The organism is Mycobacterium aquaticum, from assembly GCF_002086485.1.
Taxonomy (GTDB): domain Bacteria; phylum Actinomycetota; class Actinomycetes; order Mycobacteriales; family Mycobacteriaceae; genus Mycobacterium; species Mycobacterium aquaticum.
The window spans coordinates 1-22370 of the sequence record NZ_MVHF01000066.1 but is presented as its reverse complement, the minus strand read 5'-3'; the positions used below and the strand labels follow the sequence as shown (position 1 = coordinate 22370).

Genomic DNA, 22370 nt, shown 5'->3' with positions numbered 1-22370 from the left:
CCGTGACCGAGACACTCAACGTCAACCCTGCGGCACTGCGCGAAGCCGCCAGCGGCCTGAGCGAGGCGGTCACCAGTTTCCGTGGTCCGGGCAATGCGCTGTCGGCTGCGGCAGGCCCGCTGTCGGGCCTTGACGTCGCGTCCGCGTGCAGCCAGGTCGCCGATGCCATCGACCGCCAGGCCCAGTCACTGGGCACCAAGGTCACCAAGTTCGCCGACAACCTCACGGCCGCGGCAGGCGCCTACGAGAAAGGCGACCGCGAGGCCGCCGAGCGCGTCAAGTTCGAACCTGGCGATGAACCCAAGGACAAGCCGGGCGACACCCCGGCTCCCCCCGTCGGCAACGGCGACTATCGGCCCATCACCGTCGAGCAGCTGCGCAAGATCGTCCCCGAGCTCAGCCAGGCGAAAGCCGAGGAGATGATCGGCCCGTTGAACGACGCCATGAAGCAGGGCGGGATGAACACTCCGCAGCGCCAAGCAGCGTTCATCTCCCAGATCGCGGTGGAATCCGACCGGTTCCGCACCTACGAGGAGTACGCCGACGGCAGCCAGTACGAGGGCCGCACGGATCTGGGCAACACGCAGCCCGGTGACGGCAAGAAGTACAAGGGACGCGGCGTCATCCAGATCACGGGACGGTCCAACTACACGCAGATGAGCAAGGACCTCGGCGTCGACTTCGTCAACCATCCAGAACTCGCGGCCACACCGGAGTATGCCTTCAAAAGCGCTGTCTGGTACTGGAATTCGCGTGACGGCAATGCCGTCGCCGACGGCGGCAACATCACGGATATCACCCGAATGGTCAACGGCGGCACCCACAATCTGGCCGAACGGACCGACTACTACAACCGAGGATTGCAGGTACTGGGCGGATGACCATCTCTTCGAAACTCGCTGTGCTGTGCACTGTTCCGGCCCTGGCGATCGGTGCCGCCGCCTGCGGCGCATCGACGTCGCAGCAGTCGCAACCGTCGGCCACCACCGAGGCGGTGTCGACGGCACCCCGCACGGTCGTGGTGCAGTCCACTCCGGAGGCGACGGCCGTCGCGACCACCACGGTGCGTCCCGACGTGTCACCCGACGAGGAATGCCCGGGCGCGGAGTTCAAGGTCGAGCAGTTCATCGGATCGTGGCAGGAGTCGGGCGACCCGACCGTGACGACGCTGTCCGCGCACGGATCGCTGGAATCGAATTCCGACGGCAAGAAGGAATTCGGCACCTGGCAGTTCACGCCGTGGGACGCCTCGCCCGCCAAGACCAGCAAGCCGTCCTCGGCACCGAATTCCTGTGTGCTGTGGCTGCATTGGATTGCCGACTCCGGCAATCTCGACCTGGTCTACCTGCCGTTGAAGGTCACCGACAACGCCATCCAGCTGAGCTACGTCGGCCGCGGCAACACCATCGACTGGCAGCGCACCGCCGCGCAGTAACTGCGCGACGGTCCCCTACGCGAACGCCTCGATCGGCGGGCAGGAGCACACGAGGTTGCGGTCGCCGTACGCGCCGTCGATGCGGCGCACCGGCGGCCAGACCTTCGGCCGGAATCCCTTGCCGAGCGGGTAGGCGGCCTGCTCGCGCGTGTACGGGTGGTTCCAGTCCGCCACCAGCAGGCATTCGGCCGTGTGGGGTGCGCCTCGCAGCGGGTTGTCGTCCACCGACCACTCGCCCGAACCGACCCGGTCGATCTCGGCGCGGATGGCGATCATCGCGTCGCAGAACGCATCGACCTCGGCCAGGCTCTCGCTTTCGGTAGGCTCCACCATCAGCGTGCCGGCCACCGGGAAGCTCATGGTGGGCGCGTGGAAACCGTAGTCGGCCAAGCGTTTTGCCACATCGTCGACCGTGACGCCGGTGTCCTTGGTGATCCCACGCAGGTCCAGGATGCACTCGTGGGCGACCATGCCGTTCTCGCCGGTGTAGAGCACCGGGTAGTACTCGTCGAGCCGCCGCGCGATGTAGTTGGCCGACGCGATCGCCGTCAGCGATGCCGCGCGGAGCCCGTCGGCGCCCATCATCCGGATGTAAGCCCAGGTGATCGGCAGAATCGAGGCCGAGCCGTACGGCGCCGCCGACACGGTGTGCTCGTCGGGCAGTTCCTCGGCGAGCGGGTGCCCCGGCAGGTACGGCGCCAGGTGCGAGCGCACGGCCACCGGCCCCACGCCTGGTCCGCCGCCGCCGTGCGGGATGCAGAACGTCTTGTGCAGGTTCAGATGGCTGACGTCGCCACCGAAACGGCCCGGACGGGCCAGCCCGACGAGCGCGTTGAGGTTCGCCCCGTCGACGTAGACCTGGCCGCCGTTGTCGTGCACGGCGGCACAGATCTCGGCGATGTCGTGCTCGTACACCCCGTGGGTGGACGGGTAGGTGATCATCAGTGCCGCAATACGATCGGCGTGTTCGGCGACCTTGGCGCGCAGATCGTCCAGGTCGACGTCACCGTTGGGCCGGCACGCCACGACAACCACCCGCATGCCTGCCAGTGCCGCCGACGCGGCATTGGTGCCGTGCGCGCTCGACGGGATCAGACAGATGTCCCGGCCGGCCTCGCCGCGGGCCACGTGGTAGGCCTTGATCGCCAACAGCCCGGCGTACTCCCCCTGCGAACCGGCGTTGGGTTGCAGCGACACCTCGTCGTAGCCGGTGATCGCGGTCAGCCAGTCCTGCAGATCGGCGATGAGTCGGCGCAGCCCCGGATTGTCCGAGGCCGGCGCGAACGGGTGCTGACGGGCGAACTCCGGCCAGGTGATGGGCTCCATTTCGGCGGCGGCGTTGAGCTTCATGGTGCAGGAGCCCAGCGGGATCATCGTGCGGTCCAGAGCCAGATCCTTGTCGGCCAACGACCGGAGGTAGCGCATCATCTCGGTCTCGGTGCGGTACCGGGTGAACGCGGGGTGCGTGAGGAATTCGGAGGTGCGCGTGGCGATGTCCGTCGCGCCCGGCACGTCGGGTTCAGCGGCGCCGAATGCCTCCAGCACGGCAGCCACATGGGCGTCGGTGGTGGCCTCGTCGCACGACACCGAAACGTGGTCGGCGTCGACCCGCCACAGGTTGATGCCCTTGGCCTTGGCTGCGGCGATCACGTCGTCGGCGCGGCCCGGCACCCGGGCCAGCACGGTGTCGAAGTACGTATCGTGCACCAGCGCGTCGCCCAGCGCCGCGGCGATCGCATCGGCATGGCCGTGCACCCGGCGCGCGATGGCGGTCAGCCCGTCGGCACCGTGGTAGCTCGCGTACATCGCCGCCATCACGGCCAGCAGCACCTGAGCGGTGCAGATGTTGCTGGTGGCCTTGTCCCGGCGGATGTGCTGTTCGCGGGTCTGCAGCGCCAGCCGGTACGCCGGTGCCCCATCCGCGTCGACGGAAACTCCGACCAACCGACCCGGCAGCTGGCGCGCGTGCTTGGCGTGCACCGCCAGATAGCCGGCGTGCGGGCCGCCGAATCCCATTGGCACACCGAACCGTTGGCTGGTCCCGAAGGCCACGTCGGCACCGACCTCGCCGGGCGAGGTGATGAGGGTCAGCGCCAGCAGATCGGCTCCGACCGCGACCAGCGCACCACGCTCGTGGCATTCGGAGACGAGGCTGGTCCAATCGACGATCCGGCCGCTGGCGCCGGGCAACTGCACGATCGCGCCGAAGAAGTCGCCGTCGGGCAGGCCCTGGGTCAGATCGGCGCGGACGACCTCGATGCCGAGCGGCTCGGCGCGGGTCGCCAGGACCGCTGCCGTCTGGGCGTAGATGTCGGTGTCGACAGCCAGCCGATTGTCCGGCCCTTTGACGGCGCGGTGCATCAACGTCATCGCCTCGGCGGCCGCCGTGGCCTCGTCGAGCATGGAGGCATTGGCCACCTCGAGGCCGGTGAGGTCGCAGACCATGGTCTGGAAGTTCAGCAGGGCCTCCAACCGGCCCTGGCTGATCTCGGGCTGGTACGGCGTGTAGGCCGTGTACCACGCCGGATTCTCAAGAATGTTGCGCCGCAAGACCGGTGGCGTCAGCGTGTCGAAGTAACCCTGCCCGATCATCGACGTCGCGACCGTGTTGGTATCGGCCAGCGCGCGCAGCTCCGCGAGGGCCTGCTCCTCGGTGGCGGCGGGCGGCAGGCGATCGAGGCCCGGTGCCCGGCCGTCGGCGGCGAGTCCGTCGAGAATCCCTGCGGGCAGTGCCTTGGCAGCGAGGTCGTCGAGGGATGCCACGCCGATCACATCGAGCATCGTGGTGACGGCTGCGGCGTCCGGCCCGATGTGCCGGTCGACGAAACGTGCTTGCTGATGATCGGACACTCAAGGCTCCTCATTGTGGCCCCGCCACGGTGGGTCGAGGTGGCAGCCCCGTCTGAGGACGTGCTGCGCTCCCCTCTCCCTCTGTCGTCAACCCGGTCCCGGGCGCCTGAGAGATTCGACGCCGACAGGCGTCTTTCCCCATGGGCGGGCGCTCGCGCGGAGCGCCGCTTTCCAGAGGCATCGGGGCCTGTGCGGTCCTGGGTGCCTGAGAGGTTGACGGAGAGGTGTTGCTCCTTCGGCGTCCGTAGCTGGCGGCCACGAAGCTCTCCCGCACAAGGGCGATGCGCAGCCGATTCTACCGGCCGCTACCGGCACCGGCGAACGCGCCGCGCGTAGTGCGCGGCGAACACGAAGGGGGCGTCAGCCGATCTTGCGGTCGCGGCTCTTGCGCCGCGAGGCCAGTTCGTCCTCGGGAGCGGCGATGGACTCGCCGCCGTCGGCACGCTCACCCGGGAAGTCGGCGATCGCGCCGGTCAGTTCGCGCATGGCGCCCGACACCGCGATACCGAACACGCCCTGACCGCCCTGCAGCAGATCGACCACCTCTTCGGCCGAGGTGCACTCGTAGACCGTCGTGCCGTCGGAGAACAGCGTGATGTTGGCCAGGTCCTGCACGCCGCGCTGACGCAGGTGATCAACGGCCACCCGGATGTTGTGCAACGAGATGCCGGTGTCGAGCAGGCGCTTGACGATCTTGAGGACCAGGATGTCCTTGAACGAATACAGCCGCTGGCTGCCGGAACCGGCCGCGCCGCGGATCGAGGGCACCACCAGAGAGGTGCGGGCCCAGTAGTCCAACTGCCGATAGGTGATGCCTGCGATCTGGCAGGCACTCGGACCGCGGTAACCGACCAGTTCGTCGGGTACAGAATCGTCGGGGAACAACCCACCCTGAACGGGCTCGCTGGCCGGCCGAACGGGCGGTTCAACCCCGCTTCCGGTGGTCAGATCCAACTCTCCCTGCCGTGGCGTGTCACCCACTGTGAATCCTCTCGCCGATCGAACCCGCCTACCTCATCCGCTGCCGTGACCTGCACCGCAGCGGGTTTGCTGCGAGCCCGAATGTGTCGAGCATACGCTTCCCGCCGAGCCCTGACTGCTCGTCGCCCTCAAAGTATGGCTGCCCAAAACCCACTTGGATGACACCCACACCGCGTGTCGACGTCCTATGCGTCAGTTGAGACGCATCCGTGACCTGGGAACTACGCCTCAGGTGGCCTTGAAATCGTCGGGCGACACGCTGTCGAGGAACTCTTTGAATTTCTCCACCTCGTCCTCACGGACGGTGCCTGCGGCTTCCTCGTCGTTCTCATCCGGGATCAACAGGCCGGCCTCGGCCAGCACCGCTTCCTCCACGTAGATCGGGACCCCGACCCGCAGGGCGATGGCCACCGAATCAGACGGCCGGGCCGACACCGTGATGTCACGATCGAAGATCAGGTCGGCGTAGAACGTGCCTTCCTGCAGGTCGACGATCCGCACCTCTTTGAGTGAATGCCCAAGCGCGGCAATGAGATCTCGAATCAGATCATGGGTCAGCGGGCGGGCCGGCTCGACCCCCTGCTGTTCCAGCACGATGGCGGCGGCTTCCGACTGCCCGATCCAGATCGGCAGGTACCGGTCGCCATTGGACTCGCGGAGCAGCAACACCGGCTGGTTCTGCGGCTGTTCCACGCGAATGCCGACTACCCGAACCTCAGCCATCTGTGCCTACCCTCCGCACCGCTGTGCTGCCACGTCGTTCATAACCGTCTGTCGCCAATTCGTCTCCAGGCACATCGACCTCGAGCGAAATGGCCTCAACGCCAAGTCTAATCCTCAGCGGTCGAGAACGTCCCGCACCGCCGACTTGATCAACGATGTGTGCAGGGTGATCGCGAGCGCGGCTACCTCCCGCGCGAGGTCGTCAGCCCGGTCCCTGGCGCCGGCTTTATCGGCCTTGACCACCGGTCCGGCAATCTGGGCGATCAGGTCGGACTGCCGGTCGGCAGCCGATCGGAATGCGCGCAGATGCCGGGGCTCCACGCCGTAATCGGCGAGCGCCGCGGCGCACTGCGCGATGACAACCGAATGTTCGTCGAAGAATCCACCCGGCCCGGTGGTGATCACGCCGTACTTGACCAACGCGCTCAACATCTCGTCCTCGACGCCCGACCGGGCCAGTACGTCCTCGCGAGACAGCCGCACCTGCGTCGGTGCCACCGCGGACGCCGCGGCAGCTCGGTCGGCATGCTCGACGGCCACCAAACGCGGTACGCCGTAGGCAGATCCGCTCTGTGGCAGTTCCCCGTCGGGTTGGGCGTCCAACTGCGCCTTGATCACCTTCAGCGGAAGGTACTGATCCCGCTGGGCGGTCAGGATGAACCGCAGCCGCGCACAGTCGTACGCGGTGAAACGCCGATAACCCGACGCGGTGCGTTCCGGTGTGACCAGCCCCTCGGCTTCCAGGAACCGGATTTTCGAGATGGTCACATCCGGAAAGTCACCGCGGAGCAGATCCAGGACAGCACCGATCGACATTCCGGCCAGTCCAGGTCGGTCAGGCTGAGTCATCGGCTCTTCGCGCGAGCGCTCATCGCTGTCATCGGCTTGTCCCGCGAACGCTCACCGCTGTCATCGGCTTGTCCCGCCAGTGCTCATCGCTGTCATCGGCTGGTCCCGCGAGCGCTCATCAGCTAGCTGGACGAGCCGCTGTCGTCGTCGGACCTGGGGCCGGTCAGGAACACCAGGCGGAACTTGCCGATCTGGACCTCGTCGCCGTTGGAGAGCACCGCGGAGTCGACCGGCTCGCGGTTGACGTAGGTGCCGTTGAGGCTGCCGACGTCGACCACCTGGAACTCTGCGCCCTCCAAGCGGAACTCGGCGTGGCGACGGCTCACGGTCACGTCGTCGAGGAAGATGTCGCTGTCCGGATGCCGCCCGGCCGACGTGGTCGGCTGGTCCAGGAGGAAACGCGAACCCGCGTTCGGGCCGCGTTTGACGACGAGCAACGCCGAACCCGAGGGAAGGCCCTCAACCCCCGAGACGGTGCCCTCGGCACTCGTCGTCGCGGGCGCGTCCAGCTCGTTGAGGAAGTCCGCACGGAAGACGGATGTCGTCTCCACCGTGACTTCGTCAGACGTCTGGTCGGCCCCTACATTGCTGTTTTTGTCCGTCACCCGCTGCTCCTCACTGGCTGCTGTGGCGTTGCCCGGCGGGGCCCCCAGCCGTCGTCGGTCTCACGTTGACCGTACCGCGCAACGGGCCTTGTTGTGTCCACCACTGCCGGATCTGATGTGGTGGAAATCTGTGCGCTTCGTACGGTCGAACAGGTCGCTGCAAACCCTAACAACTCCTTACTCCGACGCGACGGCGCGGTAGCCGTCCGCGTCGAGCAGACCGGTCAGCACGTCGGCGAGCACGCCCGACTCAAGCTGCAGGTCCACCAGCCATCCCTCGCCGTACGGGTCGGAGTTGACCAGCTGCGGGTTGCCCTCCAGATCCCCGTTGACAGCAACAACTTTCGCCGTGACCGGCGCATACAGGTCGGAGACCGACTTGGTCGATTCCACCTCGCCGAACGAGTCGCCCGCGCTCAGGTCGGTACCGACGTCCGGCAGCTGTACGAACACCACGTCGCCCAGCGCCGACTGGGCGTAGTCGGTGATACCCACGCGTACCGTGTCATCACCGGTGCGCTGCACCCACTCGTGCTCGGACGTGTAGTACAGGTCGGCTGGGATATCGCTCACGGCGCTCCTTGGTTGTCAGTCGGATCTGTCGGACTCACTTGACGGGCTGAGCGTATTGGCGTGGTTTCGGTTGCCGCAAGGCGGTTACGTCGACCCGCTGGGCTTGTTGTACCACCATCGTCCCGCCGACCCGCTTGATACTGTCCATCGCGCCGCCCGGAATGTTCATCGCCGCTGCGAGCGTGGGTGGATCGCCAATGGCCAGAACCGAATACGGCGGCCCCACGGCGACGTTGTCGATGATGAGCTGACCTGGTGTGCCGACCACCCAGGTGTCCACGCCGACGCGGACAGCGGTTTGCTGATCGGCTCCGCCACCGCGGATCTCGATGGCCTCGGCGCCTGCCGCGCGCAATTCGTTGATCACATCGAGCATGGTCTCGGCCGCCACACCCGGGGCATTGTCCTCGATGGTCAGCGTGACCCCCGGACCGGTGGCGGCGACCGTGCCGATCTGGATGGACAGCGCAGCCAGCCGGGCCTTGGCGTTCTCGATCGCCGTCTGGTCGCTGCTGCCCGACGCCTGCAACTGCTGCAGGGTGCGCTGAAGGTCGGCCACTTCGGTGCTCAGCGATGCCTCGCGCTGCTGCAGGGAGTCCAGCAGGATGAGCAGGTCGGCCGGTCGAGCAGTCTCCAGCGAATCGCCGGAATCGTTCTGCCGGACCTGCGTGACGATTGCCGCTCCGAGCAGTACGCACAGCAGGAGCCCCAAGGCTCCGAAGATGAGCTGGGAACGGCCTTGTTGCGCAACGGCCAGACTCGTCCAGCGCGTCCGCGGTCTGCCGTCGGGCATCTCGTGGCGCCCATGATGTTCCGCGGGTTGCTCGTGCGCGGGCACCTCCGCGGCGCCGGTGGTCTCTTCGGCCGGCGTCTCCTTCACCTCGGCCTCCGGTTCCCCGGCGGGCTCGGGTGGCGGGTCGGGCTGTTCGGCGTCCTGCGGCCGCTCGGCGTCGCTCATGTCAGGCGCCGAACAGCCTGCGTCGCAACGCCGCAGCATTGCCGAAGATCCGGATACCGAGCACCACGATGATCGCCGTCGACAGCTGGGTGCCGACACCCAGCTGATCGCCGACGTACACGATCAACGCTGCGACCAGCACGTTGAACACGAACGAGATGACGAACACCTTGGAGTCGAAGATGCGTTCCAGGTAGGCACGCAGGCCGCCGAACACCGCGTCGAGCGCCGCGACGACGGCGATCGGCAGGTAGGGCTCGACGAACTCAGGCACGTTGGGGTGAAACACCAACCCCAGCACGATCCCGACGACAAGTGCGGCGATTCCGATCATCTACCTGGTCAATCCTGTGTTTCTCAAGGTGGTCCAATCTGCTTGGCGAAGTTCACATCTCGTACCGAGACCGCCGGTACGCTCAGGCCGTCGCCGGCACTGACGCTGACCCCGACACCGTATGAGGTCTCCAACAGCCGTAGCCGTTGCAGCCCGGGACTGCGGTTGAAGACGTCGGCCATGCCGTGCGGCGGTCCGATGGCCACGATGGCATACGGACTGGTGATCGGCTGATTGTCGACCAGAATGCCGCCGCCGGCCTGCCGGATGGTGACACCGGGCCCGACCCGCACCCCGCCGACCGAGATCGCCTCGGCGCCACTGACCCACAGCGAATTGACCACGAGTTGCAGGTCCCGGTCGAGGATCACCTGCTGGCTGCCCGCCACCCGCTGTTTGGACACGTCGCTGAGGTCTTTCGACATGCCGGGATCGGTCACCGTGACAGTGAGGCCCGGACCGATCATCGGTGTCGCGGCAGCGGCGATGTTGGCGGTGTCGAGGTCGCTCAGCAACTGTTGACCGTTCTCGTCCATACCCAGCTTGGCGCGTCGTTCGGCGTCCACCTGGTCGGCCAGCTCGTCGCGCGTCGCCCCGGCGTGTCGGGTGCTGGCCTCGGCGGCCCGTACGCGGCCGGCCAGCGTGTGCTGGGCCTGTCGGGCGGCAGGCGCGGCGATGTCGGCCTGTGCAGCTGCCACCGCGAAGACGGTGGCGATCGCCAGCGCGGCCAGCACCTGCCAGGCCCACTCACCGAGCCGGGGCCGCGGCTTGCCGCCGGCCTCGCGGGCAGCGGCCGCCGCGGCGTAGCCGGGATCGAGGTGCTCGGACAGCAGGGACCGCAGCAGCGACGGCACCGGGATGCGCGTCGGCGCGTCGGCGTCGTGGCTGTTGAGTCCTGCTCCCGAGGCGTAACCCCCCAGCGAACTGCCCTCGGCGCTCATCGCGCCGACCTCGGAAGGCGGCGCACCACCAACACCACCTGAATCAGGTAGAGCACCGCCGACCACAGGTACAGCGCCAGACCCCAGATCAGGAAGGCCCAGCCGCAGTACAGAATCACCCTGCTCCACAACGCATCCCATTGCCCGAGCAGAACCAGCGGGAAACCGGACATCAGCGCGAAGGTGGCCGCCTTGCCGATGTAGGTCACCGGCAGTGCGGTCAGCCCGCGGCTGCGCACCACCGGCAGAGTCGCCGCCAGCACCACATCACGTCCGATCAGCGTCGCCACGAACCACCACGGCACCACGCCGTAGAAGGCCAGCGCGACCGGGATGGTGACCATGTAGATCCGGTCCACCAGGGGATCCAGCAGCTCGCCAAGCCGAGACGACTGGTTGGCCATCAGCCGCGCGATCTTGCCGTCGGCCCAGTCGGAGAACCCGCTGAACATCAGCACGGCCACCGCCCAGCCGTTGGCGTGCACACCGAACAGCAGCCACAGGAAGACCGGCACCAGCACCAGGCGCAATGCGCTCAGAACGTTGGGCACGGTAAGGATCCGGTCCGGCGCCGCGGTCACGTCCGGGGGTGCGCTCCTGCCCTCGGGAGCAGGCGCGTTGTCCATGGCTAAAACTTAGCGGAACACCCCGGGCAGGCTCAGTGCAGACATGGTGTCGTCGTTGAGCGGGTTGTCGTGGACCATGTACGTCCACGTCGAGGTGGGACGGGCCAGCTTGGACAGATCGATGCCGGGTTCGTCCTCGATCGAGTCGGCGGTGTCGAAGGTCTGCTGGGCCGCTTCGATGGCGTCGGCGGCCAGTGATGCGAACGCATCGACCGCCATCCGGTGGAACTCGTCGAGCGGATTCTGCCGGCCCAAGGCCCGCAGGTGGATGCTCTCGCGGATGTCGGCCAGGTACGCCAGGTGCTCGCACCAGCCGCGGTCCAGGTGGTAGAGCATGATCAGCCGGCAGATCTTGACCAGCTTCTCCTCGCCGTCCTCCCCCAGCTCTTCGACGAGGCTGTCGTAGCGCTCCGGCGAGCGTTCCTTGAGTTCGTCACGTGCCGTTTCGGTGCGCAGCAGGGTGTCGCGGCGGTCCACGATGATGGTGCGCTGCTGGGCGATCAGCTGGTTGTAGCGCCAGGTGTTGGCGTGCACGTCGAGCAGCCTGCCCTCGGCGACCCGCTGGGCGTGGTCGAGCAGCCCGGCGGCCTTGGGGCTGATGATCCGGCCGTCCTCGTCGGTTTCCATCGGCAGCTTGCCACTGTCCAGATGGGCGGCCACCACCTCGTCCTCCCAGCTGGAGAAGAACACCGACGAGCCGGGGTCACCCTGGCGCCCGGCACGGCCGCGCAGCTGGTTGTCGAGCCGCTCGGTGTGGTGCCTACCCGTACCGACGACGTGCAGGCCGCCGAGCTCGGACACTTTGTCTTTCTCCGCGGCGTCGTCGCCCACGTCGGAGCCACCAAGACGGATGTCGGTGCCACGCCCGGCCATCTGGGTGGACACCGTCACCGAACCGAGCTTTCCGGCCTCGGCGATCACCGCGGCCTCTTCGGCGTCGTTCTTGGCGTTGAGGACCACGGCGGGCACACCGGCCTTGACCAGCTTCTCGTGCAGCTCTTCGGATTCGGCCACGTCGTGCGTGCCGACCAGCACGGGCTGCCCGGTCTCGTGTACCTCGGCGATGTGCTCGACGATGGCGTCGGTCTTGGCCGCGGCCGTGATGTACACCCGGTCGGTTTCGTCCTCCCGGACGTTGGGTGTGTTCGGCGGGATCGGCGACACCCCGAGCTTGTAGAACTGGCGCAGCTGCTCACCGGCGGCCAGCGCGGTGCCGGTCATGCCACACACGGTCGGATACCGGTTGATCAGCGCCTGGACCGTGATGGTGTCGAGGACCTCGCCGGTCTCGGTGGTCTCGATACCCTCCTTGGCTTCCACGGCGGCCTGCAGACCATCGGGCCAGCGCTGCAGCGACGCGATGCGCCCGCGCGAGGAGTTGATCAGGTGCACGGCGTCGTCGCGCACGATGTAGTGCACGTCGCGCTGCAGCAGCACGTGCGCGTGCAGCGCGACGTTGACCTCGGTGAGCGTGGTGCCGACGTGCTCCTCGGAGTAGAGGTCGATGTTGCCCAGGCGGGCTTCGAGCTTGCGCGCACCCGCGTCGGTGAGGTGCACGTTGCGGTTGTCGTCGTCGGTGTCGTAGTCGGTGCCTGCGGTGAGCTCGCCGACGAGCCGGATGATCTCGACGCGCGGCTGTTCGCGGTGGCTGGTGCCGGCCAGCACGAGCGGCACCAGCGCCTCGTCGACCAGCACCGAATCCGCCTCGTCGATGAGCGCGACGTCAGGATTGGGCGATACCAGATCGGCGACATCGGTGACCAGCTGATCACGCAGGACGTCGAAGCCGATCTCGTTGACCGACGCATATGTGACGTCGCACTCGTAGGCCGCGCGCCGCTCCTCGGCCGTCGAATCCTCGGTGATCCAGCCGACGGTCAGGCCGAGCGCCTCGAGCAGCGGACCCATCCATTCGGCGTCGCGTTTGGCCAGATAGTCGTTGATGGTGATGACGTGCACGCTGCGCCCGCCGAGGGCATAACCCGCAGCGGCGATCGCACCGGACAGCGTCTTGCCCTCACCGGTGGCCATCTCGACCACGTCACCGGCCAGCATCCGCAGCGCCCCGAGCAGCTGTACGTCGAACGGCCGCAGAGATGTCGTCCTCTCCGCAGCCTCACGGGCGATGGCCAGGAACTGCGGGATATCGGCGGACTCGGCCAGATCCTCGAGCTGCAGCAGCTTGGCGGCCTTGGTCAGCTGCTCGTCGTCGAGGTCGGCAGCCTTCTCCTCGAACTTGGCAGCACCTTTGACCTCCGAGAGCGAACGAGCCTCGTTGCGCTCGGTGGTGGCACCCAGTAGCTTCCAGAACTTGCTGCTCAAGCGCCCCGGTTTGGCGCTGGACGTCTTCGGCACATGTTCACGTTACGCGGAGGCTGATCTGCGTCCACCACGCCCGTGGCAGCATCGCGGAGTACCTTGCCCGCATGGAGATGTTCACCCCGTCACTCGACTGGGGCACCGAGTTGGGCACATCGCTGAAGTGGGTCGCGACGGTGTGGCTGTACACGGCGGTCCCCACTCTGATCGTGCTGACGCTGGTCGGGCGGTTCACGACCTGGGGCCGGCAGTGGTGGCGGATCACCGGCGATTACTTCAGGGGCGCCGACAGCATCAAGGTGTGGATCTGGTTGTCGGTGCTGTTGCTGTCGGTGATCGGCGGTGTCCGGATCGACGTGCTGATGAGCTACTACGGCAACGATCTGATGTCGTCGGCACAGACCGCGTTCGAGGGGATCGGCGCGGGCAATCAGGCGGTCAAAGAGTCCGGCATCCACGGCTTCTGGTGGGCACTGATCCACTTCGCCATCCTGGCCACCATCCACGTGGTGCGCATCATGCTGGACCTGTTCTTGATGCAGCGCTTCACCCTGAGGTGGCGTGCCTGGCTGACCGATCGGCTCACGGGCGATTGGCTCAAGGGCAGGGCGTACTACCGCGGGCGGTTCATCGACGACGGCATCGACAACCCCGACCAGCGCATCCAGTCCGACATCGACATCTTCACCAACGGCATCGGCCCGCTGCCGAGCAATCCCAACACCTTCACCAAGAGCACGCTGTTGTTCGGCGCCATCGACGCCATCGTGAGCGTCGGTTCCTTTGCGGTGATCCTGTGGAACCTCTCGGGCAACCTCACCCTGTTCGGGGTCACGCTGCCCAGGGCGATGTTCTGGATCGCCTTCGCCTACGTGCTGGTGGCCAGCATCGTGGCGTTCTGGGTCGGCCATCCGCTGACCCGCCTGACCTTCAACAACGAGCGGTACAACGCCGCGTTCCGGTATGCGCTGGTGCGGTTGCGCGACGCCTCGGAGGCTGTCGCCTTCTACCGCGGTGAGCTGGCCGAACGGCTGCAGCTGCGGCAGCGGTTCGAACCGGTCGTCAGCAACTACAAGCGGTTCATCAACCGTTCGGTGAAGTTCTACGGATGGAATCTCACCGTCAGCCAGATCATCAACCCACTGCCGTGGATCATCCAGGGCCCGCGCATGTTCGCCGGTGAGATCAAGTTCGGCGACATCTCGCAGACGTCGTCGGCCTTCGGCAGCATCCAGGACGGTCTGTCGTTCTTCCGCAACAACTACGACGGCTTCGCGGGCTGGCGGGCATCCATCATGCGTCTGCACGGCCTGGTGGTCGCCAACGAGGAAAGCCGCGCCCTTCCGGAATTGACCGTCGAGGTGGGTGACGATTGCCTCGTCGAACTCGAGGACGTCTGCATCAACACACCCGGCGGCGAGAAGCTGATCGAGGACCTCGACCTGCAGCTGAACACCGGCGACACCCTGATCGTCACGGGCCGCTCCGGCGCGGGCAAGACCACCCTGCTGCGTTCCCTGGCCCAGCTGTGGCCATACGCCACCGGCACGTTCCGCTGCCCGCAGGGCGTCGAGGAGACGATGTTCCTCTCGCAGATGCCCTACGTCCCGCTCGGCGATCTGCGGGCTGTCGTGTCCTACCCGAAGAAGCCGGGCGAGATTCCCGACGAAACCCTGTTCTGGGCCTTCGAGCAGGTCGCCCTGCCGCAGTGCAGCCAGCGGCTGTCCGAGGTGGCCGACTGGGCCAAGGTGCTGTCCCCGGGCGAGCAGCAGCGCATCGCGTTCGCCCGCGTGCTGCTGACCAAGCCCAAGGCGGTCTTCATGGACGAGTCCACCTCCGCACTCGACGAGGGCCTCGAATACATGCTGTACGCCTTGGTGCGCAAACACCTCCCGGACACCATCCTGGTCAGCGTCACGCACCGCAGAACCGTCGGCCAGCATCACGAGCAGCACCTCGAGCTGCTCGGCGAAGGCCGTTGGCGGCTCAGCGAAGTCGACGAGGACTGCAACCGCAACCCCGCGTTGGTCGATCAGCAATAGCCCTTCGCCGGTAGGTTCCCGGCATGGAGATGTTCACCCCGGCGCTGAACTGGGGCAACGAGATCCTGGCGTCGTTGCTGTGGGTGGCCAAGGCGTGGGCCATCAGCTCGGTGGTGATGCTGGCCGTGCTGACCGCGCTGGCTCGCGTCACCACGTGGGGCCGCCAGTTCTGGCGGATCACCGGCGGGTATTTCACGGGGCGCCAAAGCATCACGGCGTGGGCGCTGCTCGCGGTGCTGCTGCTGTCGGTGCTGGTCTCGGTACGGATGGACGTGTTGTTCAGCTACTACGCCAACGACCAGTCCTCGGCCCTGCAGGTCGCGTTCGAGGGTGCCGGGGCGGGTGACGAGGCGGTTCGCGATTCCGGTATCGCCGGTTTCTGGCGCTCGATCGTCATCTTCGCGCTGCTGGTCGCCGCCGACATCACCCGCACGTTGCTCGACCTGTATCTCATGCAGTACTTCATCATTCGTTGGCGGGTCTGGCTCACCGACCACCTCACCGGCGACTGGTTCGGCGACCGGGCCTACTACCGCTCCCGGTTCCTGCCGTCGTTCGGCGGCGAGCCCGTGGACAACCCGGATCAGCGCATCCAGCAGGACATCGATGTGTTCACCACCGGGACCGGCCCCGAGACCAACACCCCGACCGTCGGCACGGCGCAGACCCTCGTGTTCGGTTCGGTGAACTCGATCGTCTCGGTCGTGGCGTTCACCCCGATCCTGTGGAATCTGGCCGGCCCGCTGACGCTTTTCGGTGTCACGGTGCCCAAGGCGTTGTTCTGGATCGCGCTGTTGTGGGTGGCGGTGACGACCGTGGTGGCGTTCTGGATCGGCCGCCCCATCATCAGGCTCACGTTCCGCAACGAGCTGACCAACGCCGCGTTCCGGTACGCGCTGGTGCGCATCCGCGACGCCGCCGAATCGGTGAGCTTCTACCGCGGCGAACACACCGAACGCGGCACGCTGGCACTGCGTTTCGCGCGGATCATCGCCAACTACCGCAGGTTGGTGCGCCGCGGGGTGGCGTTCCTCGGCTGGAACCGGTCGATCAGCCAGATCATCTCCCCGCTGCCGTTGATGGTGCAGGCGCCGCGGTTGTTCGCCGGTGAGCTCAAGCTGGGCGATGTCATGCAGTCGGCGAGCGCGTTCGGCTCGGTGCAGAACTCGTTGAGTTTCTTCCGCGCGGTGTACGACGCGTTCGCCGGCTACCGCGCAGCGATCATCCGGCTCGACGGACTGGTCACCGCGAACGAAAAGGCAAGGGCGCTACCGCGATTGGCGAGCGGTCCCAGCCTGGACGGCCTTGTCGTCGATGCCGTCGAGGTGCGCTCACCGACCGGCACGCTGTTGCTCGACCACCTCGACCTGCAGCTGAGCAGCGGTGAGGCGTTGCTCATCACGGGTCCGTCGGGGACCGGTAAGACCACGCTGCTGCGCAGCCTCGCACAGCTGTGGCCGTTCGGCTCCGGCACCGTCCGATTTCCCGACGAAGGCGACGTGATGTTCGTGTCCCAATTGCCGTACGCCCCGCTCGGGGACCTGCGTGCGGTGGTCAGCTATCCGGCGGCCGCAGGCGCCTTCGCCGACGACGCGATCGCGGATGCGCTGGCCACGGTCTCGTTGGGACACTTGGCATCCCGCCTCGACGAGGAGTCGGACTGGTCGAAGGTGCTCTCCCCCGGCGAACAACAGCGCATCGCGTTCGCCCGGGTCTTGCTGGCCGAGCCGCGGGCGGTGTTCCTCGACGAATCGACCTCGGCGCTGGACGCCGGCCAGGAGTTCGCGATGTACACCACACTGCGTGCCCGGCTGCCCGACACGATCGTGGTCAGTGTCAGCCACCGCGACACCGTCGAACAGCACCACGACCGGCGCCTCGAACTGCTGGGCGCCGGCCGGTGGCAGCTCACCGAGCTGCGCACCCCTGCCTGATCAGCGGGCCGCCGCGTGCGCTCCGGCGCGGCGGCCGAAGAACGAACCCTCCCCCAGCTGGGTGCCGCTGGCGTAACCCTTGCCGTCGTGGGCGATGTTGCACGCGCAGGCGCCCGCGGCGTACAGCCCGGGGATGACACTGCCGTCCGCACGCAACACCTCGCCGTCGATGGAGACCGAGAGGCCACCCATCGTGAAGCCCGAGTACATCGCGCGGCCCAACGACAGGTCGAACACCGCCCATGGCGCTTTGTCCTGCACCGCAACATATTCCGGCTGTTTGTGGAAGTCGGGGTCCTCGCCGTTGGCGGCGTTGGCGTTGTAGCGCTCCAGCGTGGCGGTGAGCTTGTCCTCGGGCAGCTCGAGAGCGGCCGCCATCTCGCCGATGGTCTCGTAGCCGTCGATGAACTTGATCAGTGGCAGCCCCGGCATCTCCATGTGCGCCTCGTCGACGATGAGATACGCCACCTGATCGGGCTGTTCGAGCACGAAGGCCGAGGTGCGGGAGTGATAGGAGTCCTCGGCCACGAACCGCTCGCCCTGGTTGTTGACGATGATGCCCGTGAGCAGGATCTCGGGCGGGTAGGCGGCGGCCGTGATGAACAACTCGTCCATGTTGAGCGCGACACCGCCGGCAGACACGCCCATCCGGATGCCCAGCCCGTCGTCGTTGGGATTGCCCAGAATGTAGGGCGCCACCAGACCGTGATGCTTGGTACGGCGCGGCTGGCCCAGGGCCGGAGTGTGCTCGGCGACCATCTCGGGGTTCATCGCGAATCCGCCGGCTGCGATGATCACCGATTTCGCCTTGACCACACCGGTTTCGGTGAAGTGCTTCCACTTGACGCCGACGACCGTGCCATCGTCGGCAACGACGAGGTTGGTGGCACCGGTCTCGTAGCGGATCTCCACCCCGAGTTGCTCGGCGCGCTTGAGCAGCAGCTCGATGACCATGGCGGCCCCACCGACCTCACCAGGGACGGGCACCGAGTGACCGCGCGGGGCCGGCTTGGCCTGCTCGATGAACGGCCACACCTTCTCGTTGCCGGTGTAGGACAGGCCCTCGGTGCCGGGCGGCACCACGATCTTGCCGGGATAGAAGCTGCGTTCGAACTGAAAGCCCAGTCCCTCAAGCCAATTGAAGTGCTCGACGCTGCCTTCGCAATACGCCCTGATCTTCTCCAGGTCCGGGTGTTCGGACACTGCGACGAGGTACTTGTACATCTCCTCGGCGCTGTCGGAATGTCCGGTGGCCTCCTGCACGGCCGTGCCGCCACCGAGGTAGAAGTGCCCACCGGCCATCGAGGTGGTGCCACCGGCACCACCGGCCTTCTCCAGCACCAGCACCCGGGCCCCCGCGGCGGCGGCACTCACCGCGGCGCAGCCGCCCGCGATGCCGAAACCGATCACCACGACGTCGACCTCGTCGGCGGCCGACGTGACCTCCGCGGCGTCGAGGACGTCGGGAATCTCGGTCATTTCGGCTCCTCGCGCAAGCGCTCGTCGGTCATATCTGCTCCCTCTTCACATAATCGAAGAACGCCCGGATCTCGGGCGGGATGTAGGCGATTTCCAGGTAGGGCACGCCGGGGGCGGTGAGGTAGGCGAAGCGCATGCCACCGGGCATGGCGCCGTGGCATACGGCCGGAGTGCCGTCTCGCTCGGCACCATGCACCCTGGCGTCGAACGATTCGGTGTCGGGTTCCTCGACGCACACATGGTGCAGGCCCGGCCCGTTGGCGTCGAGGAACTCGGTATAGATGCTGTCGCCACGGACCGGCGCGATGACTTCCAGTTGCGTGTCACCGGCGTAACTCAGCGAGATGTCGGCGACGAAATCGGCAGGCCGCCCCCGGTAGGTGCAGGTGTCGGGCGCGAAGTGAACCGCAGGCATGCGAATCCACCGGCGCGCGCCCAACAGCATCGTCAGCGCCGTCTCGGTGGCGTCCAGGTCGGCGGCGACCCACGCGATCTGGACAGGTGTCTGATTGAGCATATTGCTCAGAGGATAGCGCCGCGCGGACGGCATGGCTAGAACGTGTTCTAGTTTTGCGGCTCTCCGAGATAGAAGCCGCGGCAGCGGTCGGCTGCCGCGCGCGCCCACTGCGGATCCAGCCCACCGTCCACCGCAGCCCGATGCCAGCCTTCGGCAGCCTCGGTCACGAACCTCTTGCCATCCTCACCCATGGACCACTGCTCGAACCGGGCGGGGTCCACCCGCTCGCCGGTGCTCAGATGAATGGCCAGGCCGCACATGCCGAGCTCCCAGCCGATGCCGACAGCGCCAGGACCGTACTGCTGCCAGATCGGATCGTCGGCGCGGGCGATGTGCGCGAGTTCGAAACGGGACCGGTCCTCGCCGTCGTCGAACACCCGGACCTCGATCCAGCTGACGGCCCCGTTGAACTCCCAGGTCGCAGTGAACTCGCGCGGCGGGTCACAGCTCAGCACCGTGCCGCCGGCGTTGCCCTCCAACTGATAGCGGCCACCCACCTTCAGCTCGCCACTGACCGGCAGGAACCACCGCGGGATCCGCTCGGCATTGGTCAGCGCATCCCAGAGGTCAGCCGCGTCGGTCGGATACGCCTGACCGATCGTCACGACGTGCGCCTCGCCGGCCTCCAGCACACGGTCACCCACGCTGCGGCGCGTCCTGTTCATCTGATGGCTGACGTCGATCATGTTGCATCCCTTCACTTCTCCGCTGTCGTTTGCCGCGCGCAATCTCGGTCGCCAAAGCGTCCAGGTGCGGTGTCCAGAACCGCCGGAAGGTGCCCAGCCACTGGTCGATATCGCGCAGCGGTGCGCTGTCCACCGAGTAGAGCCGACGTTGACCGTCGCGACGTACCGATGCGAAACCGTTGTCGCGCAGCACTTTCAGATGCTGCGATACAGCCGGCTGACTGATCGCGAACTCGGCCTGGACGGTTGCACTGATGGCACCGGCCGACTGCTCGCCATCGGCGAGCAGTTCGAGTATCCGACGCCGCACGGGGTCCCCCAGGACGTCGAAGGCGTGCACACCGCCAATATAAAAGGCTGAACTTATATAAGTCAATGCTTCTATATCAACGGGCCAGCATCTCGATCAGCAATCCGATCTGGACTTCGAACGCCATCCCCGGATCCGTCAGGGTGTCGGCACCGTACTGCCCGAACACCTCCAGGCTCACCGCACCGACCAGCGCGGCCCACAGCAGGAAGCACTTCGCCAGGATGTCGTCACTGCCGGGAAAGTCGAACTCGACGCGCAGCCGGTCGAAATCCGCCGAGAGCGGTTGCCCCACAGCGGCACCCGAGTCGGTCAGCTCCCCCGCGGCCATCGCGGCAGCCACCACCGAGAAGAGCGTACCGACCACGCGCGTCCCGGGCCCGACGGTCCGTTCGGCGGGTGCGTGATAGCCGGGCACCGGGCTCCCGTAGAGGAGCGCCCAGCGCGCAGGCTGCTCGACCGCCCACTGGCGCACAGCCCGGGCCGTCGCGACAATCCTCGCCCGCCAATCCGATTCGGCGGGCGCATCCGCGACGGCCCGGTCCACGGCGTCGGCCAGTTCGGTGTACGCATCGACCACGAGCAGGGTCAGCAGGTCATCCCGGTTGGCGACATACCGATAGACCGCCGAGGACACCATGCCGAGTTCACGTGCGACCGCCCGCAGCGACAGCCCGGCCGCACCCTCGGTGACCAGGTGTCTGCGGCCGATTTCGATGATCGCGGTTTCGATGCGCTCGCGGCTTTCTTGACGCTTACCCACGACAGCAGTCTGACACAACCGAGATCAGTGCTCTTGAATTTTCGGCGCCGTCGTGTCACGCTGTTAATCGAGAGCACTGATCTCGTTTCTATTCCACAGGTTTCTATCCCACAGGAGGCCACCATGACCACGCGATATGACGCTCCGGGCCCGCTGGCCCGCGCAGGCAACGATCTGATCCGCCGGCTCGCCGAAGCGGGTGTCAGCATCGCAGGCACCACCGCGCTGCGCATCCGCGGCCGACGCACCGGGCAGATCCGGTCCGTGGTGGTCAACCTGATGACGTTGGACGGCAAGAACTTTCTGGTGTCACCTCGCGGAGAGACCCAGTGGGTCCGCAACGCCCGAGCCGCCGGAGTGGTCGAGACCGGCCCACGCTGGCGGCGTTCGACCCGACGGCTGGCCGAGGTGCCCGACGATGCCAAACCCGCGCTGCTGCAGCACTACCTCGCGCGCTGGTACTGGGAGGTCAAGGGGCACATGGCCGGATTGACACCGCACTCGTCCGACGCCGAACTGAGGGCCGCGGCGCCGTCCATCCCGGTTTACGAACTGCTCGACTAACGCTGTGACACAAGCCTATTGGTGACCGTCGACCTGATTGGAGGCCTGCACCATGCCGCGGGCCTGGCCGCTCGCGTTCTGCCACGACACCGCGGCCGGGAACTGCCCCCACGTGCTGTTGAACACGCCGACGATGGCAGCTCGCCCATCGGGCGTGATGACGTACACCGGGCCGCCCGAGTCACCCTTCTGACTGACCACACCGTGAGCCATGGTGAACCACCCGTTGTTGACCGCCTCGACGGTTCCGCACGTCTCACCGGTGATCACGCCGAAATGGCATACGGGCAGGCCCGGAGTGGCCACCGCGCCAGGGTCGTCGACGAGCATCCGGCCGCCCGGCAGGATGTTGTTGACCGCGACGTCGCCGGCCAGCTGGATGGTCTCCCAGTCGGCGATCACGTGATCGGTGTCGATGGTGGCGCCGTCGGGCGTGTTGTCCTGGAAGGACGCCTGCTGGCCGATGAAGTTGCCGTCCCGGTCGCCGACGGCACCGCTGCCCCGGCAATGTCCGGCGGTATACGCCACCCGGGCGACCGGGTCGACGAACCCCAACGTGCACACGTTGGTGTCCTGGCGGATCTCCATGCCGGGGTAGACGAGCACTCCCGGGGTGGCAGAGGCAGGGGCCGAAGTCACGGCCAGGGCGGCCATCGGCGTTGCCGCCGCGAGCAAGACCCGCGACATGAGCAACCACGGCTGGAGCACGGCAGTGCCTCCGATCTGGTCAGGTATCCGCCGAGTTTAGCGGCGAACACAGACGGCCCGGGCGCATGGGCCCGGCCGCCCGGGTGGGGGGGGGAGGGCATCGTGCGAAACAGGGCGGGGGTGGTTTGATGCGGGGTGGGGGTGGCGGGGGGGGTGGGGGGCTGCGGGGGTCG

The 22370-nt window shown here is 67.0% G+C and carries 22 protein-coding genes and 1 riboswitch; of the genes, 5 read left to right on the top strand and 17 right to left on the bottom strand.

The genetic code is table 11. The features are described 5' to 3' along the window. Nucleotides 1–2 precede the first annotated feature (2 nt). Together BST13_RS36000 and BST13_RS35995 are read left to right on the top strand one after the other, a co-directional pair. Nucleotides 3–881: a glycoside hydrolase family 19 protein gene (locus tag BST13_RS36000; RefSeq protein WP_158087264.1), complete on the top strand. Its 879-nt coding sequence runs from the start codon at nt 3–5 to the stop codon at nt 879–881. After that, entirely contained in the window at nt 878–1435 is a 558-nt protein-coding gene (locus BST13_RS35995) for a hypothetical protein (RefSeq protein ID WP_083170715.1), read from the top strand. Before BST13_RS36000 ends, BST13_RS35995 begins: the two co-directional genes overlap by 4 nt. 15 nt (nt 1436–1450) lie before the next feature. Here BST13_RS35995 and gcvP read toward each other — a convergent pair whose 3' ends face one another. The 11 genes from gcvP to secA2 form a co-directional block, all read right to left on the bottom strand. After that, a complete protein-coding gene (gcvP, locus tag BST13_RS35990) occupies nt 1451–4285 on the bottom strand; it encodes an aminomethyl-transferring glycine dehydrogenase (protein ID WP_083170713.1) in 2835 nt (944 codons plus the stop codon). Between the two features lie 182 nt (nt 4286–4467). Continuing rightward, nucleotides 4468–4566, bottom strand: a riboswitch (glycine riboswitch). A 79-nt stretch (nt 4567–4645) separates the two neighbouring features. Further along, a complete protein-coding gene (locus BST13_RS35985) occupies nt 4646–5266 on the bottom strand; it encodes a MerR family transcriptional regulator (protein WP_029366161.1) in 621 nt (206 codons plus the stop codon). Between the two features lie 228 nt (nt 5267–5494). After that, a complete protein-coding gene (locus BST13_RS35980; protein ID WP_019972830.1) occupies nt 5495–5989 on the bottom strand; it encodes a bifunctional nuclease family protein in 495 nt (164 codons plus the stop codon). A gap of 114 nt (nt 5990–6103) precedes the next feature. After that, a complete protein-coding gene (gene ftsR / locus BST13_RS35975; protein WP_095533854.1) occupies nt 6104–6838 on the bottom strand; it encodes a transcriptional regulator FtsR in 735 nt (244 codons plus the stop codon). A 122-nt stretch (nt 6839–6960) separates the two neighbouring features. Next, nucleotides 6961–7443, bottom strand: coding sequence for a glycogen accumulation regulator GarA (garA, locus tag BST13_RS35970; protein ID WP_064949023.1), 483 nt, complete (start codon nt 7441–7443; stop codon nt 6961–6963). Between the two features lie 177 nt (nt 7444–7620). After that, nucleotides 7621–8016, bottom strand: a complete 396-nt coding sequence (gene gcvH / locus BST13_RS35965) for a glycine cleavage system protein GcvH (RefSeq protein ID WP_083170710.1) — start codon at nt 8014–8016, stop codon at nt 7621–7623. A gap of 34 nt (nt 8017–8050) precedes the next feature. Continuing rightward, nucleotides 8051–8809, bottom strand: coding sequence for a DUF881 domain-containing protein (locus BST13_RS35960; protein WP_095533856.1), 759 nt, complete (start codon nt 8807–8809; stop codon nt 8051–8053). A gap of 166 nt (nt 8810–8975) precedes the next feature. Next, a complete protein-coding gene (locus BST13_RS35955) occupies nt 8976–9308 on the bottom strand; it encodes a small basic family protein (protein ID WP_019972835.1) in 333 nt (110 codons plus the stop codon). A 23-nt stretch (nt 9309–9331) separates the two neighbouring features. After that, on the bottom strand, nt 9332–10249 hold the full coding sequence (locus BST13_RS35950; RefSeq protein WP_083170707.1) for a DUF881 domain-containing protein: 918 nt from the start codon (nt 10247–10249) through the stop codon (nt 9332–9334). Continuing rightward, entirely contained in the window at nt 10246–10875 is a 630-nt protein-coding gene (locus BST13_RS35945) for a CDP-alcohol phosphatidyltransferase family protein (RefSeq protein ID WP_083170706.1), read from the bottom strand. The genes BST13_RS35950 and BST13_RS35945 overlap by 4 nt, the downstream gene beginning before the upstream one ends. A gap of 9 nt (nt 10876–10884) precedes the next feature. Next, complete coding sequence (secA2, locus tag BST13_RS35940; protein WP_083170704.1) at nt 10885–13230, bottom strand: accessory Sec system translocase SecA2; 2346 nt, start codon at nt 13228–13230, stop codon at nt 10885–10887. Nucleotides 13231–13301: 71 nt separating this feature from the next. On the opposite strand from secA2, the gene BST13_RS35935 reads away from it, so the two are divergent. Both BST13_RS35935 and BST13_RS35930 read left to right on the top strand, forming a co-directional pair. Continuing rightward, nucleotides 13302–15236 (top strand): ABC transporter ATP-binding protein/permease, encoded by a 1935-nt coding sequence (locus BST13_RS35935; protein WP_083170702.1) that lies wholly within the window; start codon nt 13302–13304, stop codon nt 15234–15236. Between the two features lie 23 nt (nt 15237–15259). Further along, nucleotides 15260–17170, top strand: coding sequence for an ABC transporter ATP-binding protein/permease (locus tag BST13_RS35930; RefSeq protein ID WP_083170701.1), 1911 nt, complete (start codon nt 15260–15262; stop codon nt 17168–17170). Here the strand turns inward: BST13_RS35930 and BST13_RS35925 are convergent, their stop codons facing one another. From BST13_RS35925 to BST13_RS35905, 5 genes are read right to left on the bottom strand one after another with little or no spacing between them, the layout of a single operon-like run. Next, on the bottom strand, nt 17171–18649 hold the full coding sequence (locus tag BST13_RS35925; protein WP_083170699.1) for an FAD-binding protein: 1479 nt from the start codon (nt 18647–18649) through the stop codon (nt 17171–17173). 28 nt (nt 18650–18677) lie between these two features. Next, nucleotides 18678–19166: a VOC family protein gene (locus tag BST13_RS35920; RefSeq protein WP_083170698.1), complete on the bottom strand. Its 489-nt coding sequence runs from the start codon at nt 19164–19166 to the stop codon at nt 18678–18680. Nucleotides 19167–19213: 47 nt separating this feature from the next. Next, on the bottom strand, nt 19214–19852 hold the full coding sequence (locus BST13_RS35915) for an SRPBCC family protein (protein ID WP_083170696.1): 639 nt from the start codon (nt 19850–19852) through the stop codon (nt 19214–19216). Next, the gene (locus BST13_RS35910; protein ID WP_083170695.1) at nt 19803–20192 is read right to left on the bottom strand and encodes an ArsR/SmtB family transcription factor; all 390 of its coding nucleotides are present in this window, start codon (nt 20190–20192) and stop codon (nt 19803–19805) included. Before BST13_RS35910 ends, BST13_RS35915 begins: the two co-directional genes overlap by 50 nt. Before the next feature lie 46 nt (nt 20193–20238). Next, the gene (locus tag BST13_RS35905; RefSeq protein ID WP_083170693.1) at nt 20239–20925 is read right to left on the bottom strand and encodes a TetR/AcrR family transcriptional regulator; all 687 of its coding nucleotides are present in this window, start codon (nt 20923–20925) and stop codon (nt 20239–20241) included. Between the two features lie 123 nt (nt 20926–21048). Between BST13_RS35905 and BST13_RS35900 the strand changes: the two genes are divergently transcribed. Then, nucleotides 21049–21489, top strand: a complete 441-nt coding sequence (locus tag BST13_RS35900) for a nitroreductase/quinone reductase family protein (protein WP_083170692.1) — start codon at nt 21049–21051, stop codon at nt 21487–21489. A gap of 15 nt (nt 21490–21504) precedes the next feature. Here BST13_RS35900 and BST13_RS35895 read toward each other — a convergent pair whose 3' ends face one another. Continuing rightward, nucleotides 21505–22143: an Rv1815 family serine proteinase gene (locus tag BST13_RS35895; RefSeq protein ID WP_425437101.1), complete on the bottom strand. Its 639-nt coding sequence runs from the start codon at nt 22141–22143 to the stop codon at nt 21505–21507. Nucleotides 22144–22370: the final 227 nt, after the last annotated feature.

Coding starts and splice junctions, on each gene's coding strand:
- BST13_RS35995 (WP_083170715.1), top strand. CDS start 878: ATGACCATCTCTTCGAAACTCGCTGTGCTGTGCACTGTTCCGGCCCTG.
- BST13_RS35955 (WP_019972835.1), bottom strand. CDS start 9,308: ATGATCGGAATCGCCGCACTTGTCGTCGGGATCGTGCTGGGGTTGGTG.
- BST13_RS35960 (WP_095533856.1), bottom strand. CDS start 8,809: ATGCCCGACGGCAGACCGCGGACGCGCTGGACGAGTCTGGCCGTTGCG.
- BST13_RS35895 (WP_425437101.1), bottom strand. CDS start 22,143: ATGGCCGCCCTGGCCGTGACTTCGGCCCCTGCCTCTGCCACCCCGGGA.
- BST13_RS35915 (WP_083170696.1), bottom strand. CDS start 19,852: ATGATCGACGTCAGCCATCAGATGAACAGGACGCGCCGCAGCGTGGGT.
- BST13_RS35950 (WP_083170707.1), bottom strand. CDS start 10,249: ATGAGCGCCGAGGGCAGTTCGCTGGGGGGTTACGCCTCGGGAGCAGGA.
- BST13_RS35945 (WP_083170706.1), bottom strand. CDS start 10,875: ATGGACAACGCGCCTGCTCCCGAGGGCAGGAGCGCACCCCCGGACGTG.
- BST13_RS35925 (WP_083170699.1), bottom strand. CDS start 18,649: ATGACCGAGATTCCCGACGTCCTCGACGCCGCGGAGGTCACGTCGGCC.
- BST13_RS35900 (WP_083170692.1), top strand. CDS start 21,049: ATGACCACGCGATATGACGCTCCGGGCCCGCTGGCCCGCGCAGGCAAC.
- BST13_RS35935 (WP_083170702.1), top strand. CDS start 13,302: ATGGAGATGTTCACCCCGTCACTCGACTGGGGCACCGAGTTGGGCACA.
- ftsR (WP_095533854.1), bottom strand. CDS start 6,838: ATGACTCAGCCTGACCGACCTGGACTGGCCGGAATGTCGATCGGTGCT.
- BST13_RS35920 (WP_083170698.1), bottom strand. CDS start 19,166: ATGCTCAATCAGACACCTGTCCAGATCGCGTGGGTCGCCGCCGACCTG.
- BST13_RS35930 (WP_083170701.1), top strand. CDS start 15,260: ATGGAGATGTTCACCCCGGCGCTGAACTGGGGCAACGAGATCCTGGCG.
- BST13_RS35980 (WP_019972830.1), bottom strand. CDS start 5,989: ATGGCTGAGGTTCGGGTAGTCGGCATTCGCGTGGAACAGCCGCAGAAC.